Origin of the sequence: Rhodococcus sp. IEGM 1366, from assembly GCF_033142425.1 — a bacterium.
GTDB classification, from domain to species: Bacteria; Actinomycetota; Actinomycetes; order Mycobacteriales; family Mycobacteriaceae; genus Rhodococcus_F; species Rhodococcus_F globerula.
Genome location: NZ_JAWLRZ010000003.1, coordinates 257,288 through 269,922 on the forward strand (window position 1 = coordinate 257,288; position 12,635 = coordinate 269,922).

At 60.3% G+C, this 12,635-nt stretch carries 13 protein-coding genes; 3 read left to right on the plus strand and 10 right to left on the minus strand.

Annotated features, from left to right (window positions below; translation table 11 throughout):
- Window positions 1-12 precede the first annotated feature (12 nt).
- Both R4P64_RS10965 and R4P64_RS10970 read left to right on the plus strand, forming a co-directional pair.
- On the plus strand, window positions 13-927 hold the full coding sequence (locus tag R4P64_RS10965; RefSeq protein WP_033232345.1) for an SDR family NAD(P)-dependent oxidoreductase: 915 nt from the start codon (window positions 13-15) through the stop codon (window positions 925-927).
- Window positions 928-1,240: 313 nt separating this feature from the next.
- Window positions 1,241-1,921 carry a 3'-5' exonuclease gene (locus tag R4P64_RS10970; RefSeq protein ID WP_095888250.1) on the plus strand — a complete coding sequence of 227 codons (681 nt, stop codon included), beginning with the start codon at window positions 1,241-1,243 and terminating at the stop codon, window positions 1,919-1,921.
- A gap of 16 nt (window positions 1,922-1,937) precedes the next feature.
- On the opposite strand, the gene R4P64_RS10975 is transcribed toward R4P64_RS10970, so the two are convergent.
- Entirely contained in the window at window positions 1,938-3,410 is a 1,473-nt protein-coding gene (locus R4P64_RS10975; protein ID WP_317820721.1) for a class I adenylate-forming enzyme family protein, read from the minus strand.
- 168 nt (window positions 3,411-3,578) lie between these two features.
- Here R4P64_RS10975 and R4P64_RS10980 point away from each other — a divergent pair, with 168 nt between their 5' ends.
- Window positions 3,579-4,232 carry a PadR family transcriptional regulator gene (locus R4P64_RS10980; protein WP_033232351.1) on the plus strand — a complete coding sequence of 218 codons (654 nt, stop codon included), beginning with the start codon at window positions 3,579-3,581 and terminating at the stop codon, window positions 4,230-4,232.
- Between the two features lie 28 nt (window positions 4,233-4,260).
- On the opposite strand, the gene R4P64_RS10985 is transcribed toward R4P64_RS10980, so the two are convergent.
- From R4P64_RS10985 to R4P64_RS11025, 9 genes are read right to left on the minus strand one after another with little or no spacing between them, the layout of a single operon-like run.
- On the minus strand, window positions 4,261-4,674 hold the full coding sequence (locus R4P64_RS10985) for a Zn-ribbon domain-containing OB-fold protein (RefSeq protein ID WP_092806262.1): 414 nt from the start codon (window positions 4,672-4,674) through the stop codon (window positions 4,261-4,263).
- Window positions 4,675-4,676: 2 nt separating this feature from the next.
- Window positions 4,677-5,879 carry a thiolase family protein gene (locus R4P64_RS10990; RefSeq protein ID WP_317820723.1) on the minus strand — a complete coding sequence of 401 codons (1,203 nt, stop codon included), beginning with the start codon at window positions 5,877-5,879 and terminating at the stop codon, window positions 4,677-4,679.
- Window positions 5,879-6,334, minus strand: a complete 456-nt coding sequence (locus R4P64_RS10995) for a MaoC/PaaZ C-terminal domain-containing protein (RefSeq protein ID WP_095888248.1) — start codon at window positions 6,332-6,334, stop codon at window positions 5,879-5,881. Before R4P64_RS10995 ends, R4P64_RS10990 begins: the two co-directional genes overlap by 1 nt.
- Window positions 6,335-6,352: 18 nt before the next feature.
- Window positions 6,353-6,877 carry a MaoC family dehydratase N-terminal domain-containing protein gene (locus R4P64_RS11000; protein WP_317820725.1) on the minus strand — a complete coding sequence of 175 codons (525 nt, stop codon included), beginning with the start codon at window positions 6,875-6,877 and terminating at the stop codon, window positions 6,353-6,355.
- A 12-nt stretch (window positions 6,878-6,889) separates the two neighbouring features.
- Window positions 6,890-8,161: a CoA transferase gene (locus tag R4P64_RS11005; RefSeq protein WP_317820726.1), complete on the minus strand. Its 1,272-nt coding sequence runs from the start codon at window positions 8,159-8,161 to the stop codon at window positions 6,890-6,892.
- Complete coding sequence (locus R4P64_RS11010; protein ID WP_317820727.1) at window positions 8,158-9,369, minus strand: CoA transferase; 1,212 nt, start codon at window positions 9,367-9,369, stop codon at window positions 8,158-8,160. The genes R4P64_RS11005 and R4P64_RS11010 overlap by 4 nt, the downstream gene beginning before the upstream one ends.
- Window positions 9,362-10,501, minus strand: coding sequence for an acyl-CoA dehydrogenase family protein (locus tag R4P64_RS11015; protein ID WP_317820728.1), 1,140 nt, complete (start codon window positions 10,499-10,501; stop codon window positions 9,362-9,364). Before R4P64_RS11015 ends, R4P64_RS11010 begins: the two co-directional genes overlap by 8 nt.
- Window positions 10,502-10,540: 39 nt before the next feature.
- A complete protein-coding gene (locus tag R4P64_RS11020) occupies window positions 10,541-11,719 on the minus strand; it encodes an acyl-CoA dehydrogenase family protein (RefSeq protein WP_095968543.1) in 1,179 nt (392 codons plus the stop codon).
- 45 nt (window positions 11,720-11,764) lie between these two features.
- Window positions 11,765-12,520, minus strand: coding sequence for a class II aldolase/adducin family protein (locus tag R4P64_RS11025; RefSeq protein ID WP_317820731.1), 756 nt, complete (start codon window positions 12,518-12,520; stop codon window positions 11,765-11,767).
- Between the last annotated feature and the right edge of the window lie 115 nt (window positions 12,521-12,635).

Genomic DNA, 12,635 nt, shown 5'->3' on the forward strand with positions numbered 1-12,635 from the left:
GAGGTTTTTCCCATGTCATTGGATTTCTCAGGCAAGGTCGCGATCATCACTGGCGCAGGCGGCGGTCTCGGCCGAGCTCACGCCATGGCGCTCGCCGCTCGCGGCGCACGCGTTGTGGTCAATGACATGGGCGGATCCGTCAACGGCAGTGGCGGCGCCGATACCGCAGCCGCGAAGGTAGTAGCCGAAATCGAGACTCTTGGCGGCGAAGCGCTTGCAGATCACTGCGACATCACCGACGCCGACGCAGTTGCCGCCATGGTCGCCGCTGCTATCGAGAAGTGGGGGCGCGTCGACATCCTCATCAACAACGCCGGCATCCTGCGCGACAAGTCGTTCATCAAGGCCGACTTGGACGACTTCCGCAAGGTCATCGACGTTCACCTCATGGGTTCGGTCATCGTGTCCAAAGCTGTCTGGCCGCACATGGTCGAGCAGAACTACGGCCGTATTCTCATGACCACGTCCGCGTCGGGCATCTACGGCAACTTCGGCCAGGCCAACTACGGCGCCGCCAAGTCGGGCGTCGTCGGTTTGATGAACGTGTTGTCCATCGAAGGTGAGCGCAAGGGCATTCGAGTGAACTCACTTGCCCCGACGGCGGCTACCCGCATGACCGAGGACCTGCTCGACGAGAAGACCCTTGCACTCCTTGCTCCCGAGTCGATCTCACCGGGCGCGCTGTTCATGGTCTCCGAGGACGCACCAACCAAGACGATCCTCAGCGCCGGCGCCGGCGTGTTCGCGATCGCCCGGATGGAGGAGTCGCAGGGCGTCTACATCCCGCAGGAGGCGCTCTCGCCCGAGGTAGTCGCCGAACGCTGGGCTGAAATCAGTGACATGACCAACTCGATCCAGGTAGCTGCTGCATTCGATCAGACCCACCGTTTCGTAGGGAAAGCAGTGGCCGAGCAACCTTCAGCCTGACCGACGTCGCCGCCCGTGGTCCCGAGCTCGGGCCACGGGTCGCTCGAACAAACGAATATCGTTGCTGCACTTTTAATTTCGCCGCCAACCGGACTGATCTTCGCCGAGGACGTCACCGAACCGTTTGTCATCGAGGACGGGCACATCGCTGTGCCACAAGGGCCGGGCTTCGGTGTGACTCCGCACCTGGAGGTGCTGGAGCGATTTACTGTCGGGACCGACTTAATGTAGGTCGAGAGGGTTCGGGCCAGTTCTTGTCGGTGCCTGCGTGCATAGTGAACCGGACATGAACTTGAACACCGAAAGGCCCCCGATGAACAACTGGTCCGATCGCCCGATCTGCGCGTTCGACCTCGAGACCACGGGGCGCGATCCATCCACAGCCCGGATCGTCAGCGCGTGTGTTGCCGTCGTGGATGGCTCGAGTGTCGAAACCCGCACGTGGTTACTCGACCCGGGCGTCGATATTCCGGCCGGTGCCATCGCTATTCACGGCATCACCACCGAATATGCGGCTGAGCACGGTCAGGACTACGCCGAGGGCTACGAGGAGATCCGTGAGGCTCTCCACAATTCGTGGGCACGTGATCATTCGGTTGTTGCGTTCAACGCGTCCTACGACCTCACGGTCATGCACTGCGAAGGCCTACGAATCGGCAAACCGGCGCTGGTTCCCGGCTTGGTTGTCGATCCCTACGTGATCGATCGCGCGATGGACAAGTTCCGCAAGGGAAAACGAACGTTGTCTGCGGTCTGCGAGTTCTACGGAATTACACTCGAATCCGCGCACGAGGCAGAGGCCGACGCGATGGCCGCGGCAGCTCTGGCACGAGAACTAGCACTGCGTTTTCCGGAGATCAACGATCTTGATCTCATGGTCGATCAGGCACAGTGGCACGCCGAACGTCAACGGGATTTTGCCGAGTTTCTGAGCAGTCAAGGGAAAGACGTGTCAGATGTGAACGGCCAGTGGCCTATTCATTTCGTAGCTTGACACCTGTGCGGACAGGTCACAATCTCTGCGAAACCTGCTTGCGTAGTTCTTCTCGTGATCGTTTGCCGGTGTGCGTTGTCGGGAACATCTCCAGCTCGACAAAGATGCGCGGCACCTTGTAGGCACTTAACCGTTCCTTGCAGAAATCGATCAGATCCTCGGAATCAACGGAGTATCCGTGGACCGGAATGATGCAGGCAACCAGCCGTTGGCCTTGCCGTTGGTCGGCCACGCCGATCACCGCGACTTCGAGGATCAACGGGTGATCCATCAATACCGTCTCCACTTCTTGCGGGTAGACGTTGAAGCCGCTGACGATCACCGTGTCTTTGGCCCGCGAGACGATATACAGGTGCCCCTCGTCGTCCGACCAACCGATGTCGCCGGTTCGCAACCAACCGTCACCGTCTACTGCGTCGTCGGGCGTTGATTCCGGATCGTCTACCCCTCGCAGATATCCGTGCATGATGTTGTACCCGGAGCAGAGAACGTGGCCGTCCTCGTCGGGGGGAAGCGGATATCCGTAGTCGTCGACAATCCGAATTTCGAGTCCGTCGACGGGGGTCAACATCGCGAGCGAACCCGATTCGCCTTCGGTGATACTGCCCATGGCGACGGTTCCACAGGCTTCGGTAAGCCCGTAGCCGACAACCATATTCACGATTCCGAGTTCACGGCAGGCTCCGCGCATGCGGTCGAGCGGTACTTCGGAACCGCCGCTCACCGCCATTCTGCATACCAACCCGATGTCGTCGCGGCCACTGCCGACCAGATCGAAGAGGATGGTCGGCGGCCCCATCACCACGCTGACGCGGTCACGGACGATCACATCGGCAAGGTCGGCTCTGTCGTAGTGTTCGACGACGCGTACCGAGGCTCCGGCGCACATTGCGGTCAGCAGCACACCGTTGAAGCCGAACGAATGTGCAAACGGGACGGCACCGATCACTCGATCCGCACTGGTCAGCTCGAGCCGGTCCGCCACTGCCGAGTACAACCGCGACAGCTGTCCGTGGGTCATGGGAACTTGCTTGGACACCCCGGTCGAGCCGGAGGTCGAGAGAATCACCGCGACGTCGTCGGGCCCCGCTGCCGGTCTATCCGGGTGAGGGGCGGTAGTTCTGGCGGCTGCCATGATGTCGGCGATCCGTGGTTGGTCGACTACGAGCGCCGGTTCGGTGACATCAAGGATCCGTGAATATTCGGGACCACTGACACCGTGGCCCACCGGAACAACGGTTGCCCCAGCGCACAGTATCCCGAGTGCGATACAGACCCAGTCGGTGGTATTCCGGCCGCTGAGGACCACCCGTGCACCCGGTCGCACACCGGAATCTGCCAGAACAGCGGCCACTCGCAGTGCCTGATCGGTCAGTTCGCCGTAGGTGATCTCCTGGCAGCCGTCGAGCAATGCCACCCGGTCTCCGCACCGGTGTGCCAAATCCACACAGAGCGCGTCGAGCGTCGATACCAAAAGATCACGCGGCATATCTGCATTGAAACACTCGGCCGACGTAGGCTTGACGCCTCTCCCGCTCAGTGGTCCTACGAGAGCGGCACGCAGACAGCTGTTCACAGGCACCTTCTACGACATATTGCCAGCATATTTCTAACCGAAATACTCTCTTTAGGTCTACCGCCAGGTAATCTTTCGACTATGGCAAAGGACAAAACACCTGCAGACGCGCCCACTCTGCGACCGACAAGTTGGGCCGTCTTGGGTCTACTGTCCTTCGGATCCGAACTCTCCGGTTACGACCTCAAGAAATGGGCCGACTGGAGCCTGCGATTCTTCTACTGGGCACCGTCGTACAGTCAGATCTACAGCGAACTGCGTAATCTCGAGGCCCACGGCTTTGCCACGTCCCGCGTGGTGAGCACAAACGACGTCAAGAGTAAGCGCCTGTACGCGATCACTCCGGCCGGAACCGACGCGGTAGCGACGTGGGCAAACGAATCGCCGGTCGAACCCGCAGTGCTCAAACACGGCGTAATGCTCAGGATGTGGCTCGGCCATCTGGCCGACCCTGACAAACTGCAATCGGTACTCACCGAACATCGCGACCAGTCCGAGAAGATGCGCATCCGCGCAATTGCCGACGCCGAAGGCGCGTCCGAAGAAGCTGGATGGGCATATCCCGAACTGGTGCTGCGATGGTCGGAGATGTACTACGAATCAGAGCGTGACCGCGCAAACTGGATGTTGGAGAACATTTCTCGACTCGGATCCGACAAATCCAGCGCCGGCAAAGCACGCCGGAAGAAGCCTGAACCCCGCACCCCGGACGAGCTCCGCAAACACGAAGACTAATGCTCGTATCGCTCTGATACTGAAGGTGTCAGAGCGCTCGAGGCCGATATCTCAGCAGAGTGATGTCTCGATCCGGATAGTCGCAGAACACGGGTTCCACGCGCATACCGACAGTCAGTTCCAGATCGCCGACATCGACCAGTTCGGTACTGAACCGCGGCCCCTCGTCCCACTGCACCACCGCCAACATCTGCGGCAACGCATCCGACCACGGCGGTGCTGTGGGACGGTCAGCCACCGTATAGGTGTAGAGCGTGCCCAATCCACTGATCTCACGCCACTCGAGGTCGTCGGCCAACGTGCGCGGAGCCAGCAATCTCGGATAGAAGACAAATTCGTCCGATGACGGCGAGTACTGAATCTTTATCTTGCTTTCTCGCAAAGCATTCCAGAACGGTGCGGACACCGGCGTCGGTTCCGGAAACGGCTTTTCGTTCGACATCCCTAATCTCCCTGGAGTATCAGTGCGACTTGCTCACTCATGATGCCGCCGTTCCCGGTCACGAAAGCGGTATTGCAGTCGGCAACCTGCGCCGCCCCGGATCGGCCCATCACCTGACGTACGCCATCGCATACGTGGTGCATCCCGCCCGCCATTCCTGCTTGCCCGTAGGATAATTGGCCGCCGGCGGTATTCAACGGGAAGCCCCCTCGGAAGGTCAGGTCTCTCGACGACACGAACTCCATACCCTTCCCCTTCTCACAGAAACCCGCGTCTTCGAGGCTCATCACCACCGTGATCGTGTAGCAGTCGTAGATCGACGCGACATCGATTGCCGAGCGTGAGATACCCGCCATGTCGAATGCCGTGTCCGCAGCCTTCGCAATCGGGGTGCGCACCATGTCTTCTGCATAGGTCGGTGTCTTGAACGACAGGTGTTCGCCAAACCCCTTGACCCAGACCGGCCTGTTGCGACCGCGACGCGCGATGTCAGCGTTCGCCACGACAATGCCTGCTCCACCTTGCACCCGCATCACAACCTCGAGCATCCGAATGGGATCGGCGATCATCGGACTCGCCAGAACGTCGTCGATCGTGATCGGCTTTCCATGGAACACCGCACCGGGAGTACTGCAGGCGTTGGTTCGCTGGTCCACCGCGATCTTGGCGGTGGCACGGTCGTCGTACCCGAATTCCGACGCATACCGCCGAGCGATCTGGGCGTACGGCGCGTTCTGGCCGAGATTACCGTACGGAATCTCGAATTCGGCTTGAGGAGAACCGAACTTGCCACTCGAGGCACCGAGATACCCTGGATCCACAGCGGGCTGAATCTGCGACTTCGGTGTCATGAACGACCCAGGAACAATGACCAGTACCGCGTCGCAGATACCGAGTTCGACGGCTGCGGCAGCTCGCCACACCATCCCTGCCGCCGTTGCGCCGCCGAGATCTACTCGCTCACCGAAGTTCAAGGGAATCCCGAGATACTCGGACAACGTGGCCGGCGCAAACATATCGGATTCCGCAATACCATGCGTGACAAGACCATTGATCTGCGACGCCTTCAGACCCGCATCCTCGATTGCCAGCTTCGAGAGCATTGCCCACTGCTCGATGGTGAGCAACTCAGGACGGGTCTGCTTGCGCTGGGAGGGCAATTCACAGAACCCGACGATGGCGGCCTCACCGCGCAGTCCCACCATCAGGACGCTCCGGCGGAGATAGCACTGTCACGGCGTGGCAGCAGCACGGTGGCCGTTCCCGGCATCAGCACCTCACCACCCCGCACTCCGGCAAGCTCCAAATCGACCAGCGCTCTACCGTTCTCGTCGCGTTTACCGGTCACTGTCCCCGTGAATTCCAACGGCTCGCCGGGAAAGGCCACAGCCCGGTTCGAGGCCGAGAAGTTCACCAACGATCCCCCGCCACCGATCCAGTCGGTGACAACGCGCGCCAGAAGCGCCGCCTGAAGCGGGCCCTGTACAACGACGTCCTGATAGCCCTCGACGTCGACAGCCCAACTCCGGTCGTAGTGAATGCGGTGCCCGTTGTACGTCGCTGCGCTGAAGAGGAACATCTGCAGTGCAGTGACACTGACAGCCAACACCGGAATCGTGTCGCCGGTGTTGATATCATCGAAATATACTTGTGTTGACATAACTTTCAACTCCTCGCGCTACGGTCGGGCGATCATCGAGGTGGTCGCTTCGGCAACAACCTCGTCGTTCTGATTGGTATACGTGGTCTTCCACGTCACCAGGACGAATCGGCCGGACCGACCACGCTTCTCGACCACCGAATCCACGACGCGCACACTGGTGATCACATCTCCGTCGTAGGCCGACCGAAGAAAGGTGGTGTTCTCGCCACCTGCCATTCGCTTGGGGCACAACGGGAAAACAAGATTCCCGGAGGCAGCACCGGATGAGCCGTCCACCCGAAGTTCCGGTATCGGCGTCACCCCGAGAATCGCGTACTGCAAATACAGCGGCGGAGCGACAATATCGCGATAGCCGTGCTCACGGGCATACTTGCTGTCGAAGTACAGCGGGTTGGTTTCGCCGACGGCCACAGCCCACCGTTGCCAGTCCCGCGCGACCACAGCTCCGCTCGCCTGGGAGACCACCTCCCCGACACGCTCGGCAACACTGTCGGGGATCAGAGATTCCGAATCCGGAATCACGGCTACGTTTTCAGTCATGTTCTTTCTCTCTCACGCTATTTGATGGTCGGTGACCAGTCCGGAATTCTCGAGTTCGGCATACTTCTCATCGGAATAGCCGAGGATCTTCTTGTAGACGTACTCGTTGTCTTCACCGAACCCTGGGAGTACCCGCCCGAATGCCAGATCGAATCCCTCTACCCGCCAGGGATGTCCTGGATACCGATAGGTTCCCACCGACGGATGTGACCGCTCCTGGAACCAGTCACGCTCGCGCAGATGACGGTCTTCGAGCAATCCGGTTTCGCTCATCACTTCACCTGCGGGAACGGCACACTCCTGCAACACCGAAACAACCTCGGAAGCCGACATCGAGCGGGCCCACTTCGCAATTCGATCCCTGATCGACGCGGAGTTTGTCCGTCTGGCGACTGTATCGGCGCCCATTTCGGCAAGTTCGTCCCCGCCGATTACCGAGGCCAATGCCGTCCACTCGCGATCGCTGCGAACGGATATCGCCACCCACCGATCCTCATCCGCACTGAGGTAAACATCCTGCAGCACATGAGGATCGGAGTTACCGAGGATCTCCGGAACTCTCCCGTTCACCTGCGCGTCGAGCACGAACTCCCCGATCTCCGCCATGACGTTCTCCGCCTGCGCAAACTCGACAAGTCCCCCAACGCCGGTGTGCTCGCGGTCCAACAGCGCGGCCATCACCGCAAAGGCCAAACCTGCCGGAGCTGCCTCGTCCATGTGGTAGTTCTCGCCGGCCGAGTCGGCTTCCTCACCCTCGTAACCGTCCATCGCGGCAATCCCCACCAGCGAGTTGAAATTGGGGCCGTAACCGAGATAGTCACTCATCGGTCCGGCCATTCCGAGAGGTGGCATGCGAGCGACGATCAATCGAGGGTTGAGTTCGAGCAAACGCTCGTGCCCAAGCCCCAACTTCTCGAGAGTTCCGTTGGAATTGTTCTCCACCAGAACATCACTGACTTTGATCAGTTCGATCACAGCTGCGTGTCCCTCAGCGGTATCGAGATTCATACACGCCGACAGTTTGTTCCGGGAATGCCAGTTGAAGAGAGCTGTCCGGTCGTACGGTCGCTCGCCGGGCTCCTTCTCCGGATAGGTGCCGCCGTGATACCCGGTCTGCGCGATCGATTCCTTCGTTGTCTTTGCCGAAACTTGTCGGCTGACGCGGTTGTTCCCCTCCACGCGTATCACTTCTGCGCCCAAGTCCCCCAGCATCGCTGTCGCACCGGGGCCGGACCACACAACCGTCAGGTCGACAACACGAATCCCTTCGAGCGGATAACTCATACTCGCTCCCCTGTTTGTGTCAGTGACTCACGGATCTGTGGGCCGTGCTGGTCGAGAGTTGGTGCGGTATGACGCAACTGGTACCCGTTGGCCATCCGCCACGGCGCACCCGTGTACTCCAACGTGCCCGCAACCGGATGCGTACCACGGACAAATGCGCCTCGGCTACGAAAGTGATCGTGACTCAACAATTCAGAGACGTCGAGATACGCCGTGACGGGAATACGTGCAGCCTCGCACTGTTCCATGATGGCGACTTTGGGCCGCTGCGCGAACCACTCGGTGACATATCCCATGAACTCGTCACGATCCGTTCCCATGATCGTCTCGCGCCCGTGGTACCGCGTATGGAACGCGTCGTCGTGCTCGCCGACTATGTCGACCAAGCGATTCCAGAAAGCCTGATTAGTCACGTACAGCATCACAAATCCGTCCTTGGCCCGGAACGGTCCGGTGAACGTCGCGCCGTGCCGGTGCGGGCTTCGCACTCCGCGTGGAGCATTCATGCCGGAATATGCCGCCGAAACGAGGTACGACGCTCGCCGGTCGGCGCCGGCGAGCAGAACCTCCTGCCCGGACACGTCGATCACGGAACCTTCTCCTGTGCGCTTGGCGCTGAAGATTCCCGCCATCGTGGCTTCGCCGGCGGTACGACCGATCGTGTAGTGCTCGAGCAGTCCCGGTTTACGCAACGGCGCACGATCAGCCGCACCAGTTGCGTTCATCGGGCCACCGGCAGCCTGAAGGACCAGGCCGCTCGCTTCACGATCCCGGTACGGTCCGGTCTGGCCGAAAGCACTGATCCGCGTGATCACCAGCGATGGGTTGCGCGCGTGCAGCACTTCCGGCCCCAGGCCCAATTTCTCCAGCTGGCCGGGACGGAAGGACTCCACCACCGCGTCCGCCGTGTCCACGAGGTTCAGGAGAACCTCCCGATCGGAACCCGAGGTCAAGTCAAGGACAAGCGATTTCTTGTTGGTGTTCAGATGCAGGAAGAGTGCGCTTCGCTCGACGTTCGGAACGTCGCCGGGGAACGGTCCCCACGCCCGCGTCAAGCTGCCCGTCTCCGGCTTTTCGACTTTGACAACGTCCGCACCAAAATCTGCGAACATCTTTGTTGCGTATTCTCCTGCCACCCACCTCGACAAATCCACGATCCGAAGATCCTGAAGTGCCTGCCGCGGTCCGGGTTTCGCTTCGCTAGGCAAGGTTCAGCTCCTTCTGCAGCCAACCCGCCGCAATATCTGCTGTGCCGTATCGGATTTCCGTGACCTTCGCCCGCTCCGACCACAGGTGCAAATCAGTCTCGAGGACGTATCCCATACCACCGTGCAATTGATGTGCGTCCAGGGTCGCGCGCTTGTAGGCCTCGTTGCACTGCATTTTTGCAATCGCGACCGCACGGGTGGCGGATTCACCGCGAGCCACCCACCACACCGCGTGCGCGGCAGCCAAGCGGGCACCTTCGAGCGCGATGTGCATGTCCGCGACAATGTGTTGTGCGGCTTGGAAACTACCGATCGGACGCCCGAACTGCTCACGCTGGGCAATGTAGTCGACGGTGCGATCCAGAACTGCGGCGCCGCCGCCTGCCATCTCCATGCATTGAAGCGCCACTGCCGCATTGGCGACCCACCGAAGATCGTCGGCGCTCAGCCCATTTCCGCTGCCCCCGAGAGAAACGGCCGCGTCCGAGGCGAACACGTCGACAAGTTCGACGCGAGATAGCCTCTCTCCGGACATGTTCGACAATGGGACGGCATTCCAACCTTCGGCTGTCGGCTCGACGAAGGCGCAGATCAACCGTTCCGGTTCGGCAAACACCGATGTGCGAGCGGTCACGAGAACCACGTCGGACATCGAGGCGTTCACGGCAAATGGCAGGGTTCCGTTGAGCAGCCACCCACCCGGAGCTGGTGTTGCGGTCAGAGTGGGTCGAATATCGCCGGCGTCGCCGGGATTCCAGGCGGCAACGCCGGCGCGAAGTCGACCTTCGGCCAGCGCAGGCAGATAACGCCTGCGTTGTTCCGACGTAGCCAGTCGCCCGACGGCAATACCGAATTGCAGTGTGCTGTAGACAATCGACGGGCAGAGAACCCGGCCGGCCTCCCGAAAGAACACACCGAGTTCGTACAGGCTGGCTCCACCGCCGCCGTATTCTTCATCGATCGCCAGGCCAAGTACACCAACCTCGGCAAGCGCCGTCATCAGTTTGTCCGGGCTGCTTTCGGACATCGGTTCTGCCAGTTCTCGTACCATACTGATCGGGCATTGTTTGGCCAGGACGGCAGCCGACATTGCCTGCAGATCGAGTTGGTCTTGGTTAGCAACAAGTTTCATCGGCAAACTCCTACGCCGTCAAGGAAGGTCGGAATCATGTCAGCGGCCGTAACTCGGTAGGCCGTGCCCGCGCTGGGCGATAACATCTCGCAGAACTTCGTTGGCTCCGGCACCGAATCGCAGCAGTGGCGCGGCGCGGTACAGTCGCTCGAATTTTCCTGCCATCACTGCGTGAGGGTCCGATCCCGCGATCAAACCTGCCGGACCGAGCATCGCCGTTCCGACATCGGCAATCCGTTGTCTGAGTTCACTGGAGAAAATCTTCTCGACGCTGACGAGCACCGACGGAATGGTTCCACTTTCGAGCAGGGACGACGCCTCGAATCCCATGAGCTGCGCGAGTTCGACATCCGCATCCAACTGAGCGAGCTTGCGTCGTACATCTGCGTTGTCGAGCGGACGTGTTCCGTCTTCTCGGATCTCACGCGCGAGAATCAACAGATCGTCGACGGCTCTGCGCAGGTCGCCTGCATTCGTGAGGGCACCACGTTCGAGATCCAGTGCACCGGTGATGTACTTCCATCCCTTGTCGACTTCACCGATCAGGTTGGTCGCTGGGACACGGACGTTGTCGAAGAACGTCTCGTTGGTTCGATATCCGGACCACGCGGTGATCGGACGAATCACAACACCGGGAGCGTCGATCGGCACGATGATCACCGAGATACCCTTGTGTTTGGGCACCTCGGTATTGGTGCGAACACACAGCCATTCGTGAGTGACGCGCTGCGCCATACTGTTCCAGATCTTGGAACCGTTGATCACCCACTCGTCGCCCTCACGCACCGCCCGGGTTTTCAGACTCGCAAGGTCTGTTCCGGCATTGGGTTCGGAATAACCGACGGCGCAGGTCAGTTCACCTCGTGCAATGGGCGGCAGGAATTCTTCCCGGTTCTGTTGCGTGCCGTGGCGCATGATCATCGGAGCCACCGACGTGACCGTCAAGTCCGGTCCCGGCACGCCCCAGTACTCGAATTCGCTGACCAGAAGATGCTGATACACCGCACCGAGTCCAAGCCCACCGAACTCCTTGGGCCAATTGAGCCCGAACCACCCTTTTGCCCCGATCTTCCGGCGAAAGGCCGTGAGCTCGCCGCCGATGAACTCGAGATCGTGCTCGGCCATCTCCGCACGCAATTCCGGTGTGACATTGTCGCGAAGAAACGTGCGTATCTCCTCTCGCCACGCTCGCTGATCTGCATCTAGTTCAAAATCCATGAGTATCCGTTCCGGAGTGGCTGATGGCCGCAGAGCCTTGGTTGTTCATTGGGAGACCTGAAGGCTCTCGGCCAGTTCAGGATCCGAGCGCAACGCAGCGCGCACCGCAGCCTCCCAGAAGCCGTGGTAACTGTTTCCGTCACTACCGGCCATTCGATCGAGCCACCAGTCGGGCAGAGCTGTCTTCTCCGGTCCACCGGCCACCCGGATCATCCAGGCATTCTTACAACGTTGTTCGAGAGCGACCGCCCGCAAATAGACTGCTGCGGCGGTACTTCCGGTGACAAAAACGCCATGTCCTGCCAGGAGTGCGCGATCAGCGGGCCCGATCGACCGGATCGCGGCCTCGGCTGCCTCCATGTTGTCGACGCCGCCGTCGTACTCGTCGACCAGCACTACCTCACCGCCGCCGAGGCTGGAACTCTGATCGTAAGCGGGTGGAACCTCGCCCAGATCAGCCCAGACCGTTCCGAACTCCGAATGATTGTGTAGCGCAATGCCGACATCGGGACGTGCTCGGTGAAGCGCAAGGTGCAGAGGAATTCCCAGCGGGACAGGCCAATCGCCCTGTAGGACATTGCCGTCGATGTCGATGCGAATGATGTCGGCGGGGAGGATCTCCTCCCAGGTGAGAAGCCACGGGTTGCACAGCATGGTGCCGTCACCGAGGTTGTACGTGATGTGCCCGGCGAGATGATCCCGGTACCCCTCGGCCCACAGAGCGCGCGCAAGCAGAACTATCTCCTCCGCCGGTGTCAGGTTCGGGATCAATTGATCGACAGTGGGTTTGAACTTCTTCACAGCAACCTTTCGGTAGTGCACTGGACCGCCAGCGGGAAGGAAAGTGCGAACTTTCAGGAAGATCGTCTTCACAGCAAGTATCTCTATGTGATACTGTGTATCAATTCTTTAATCA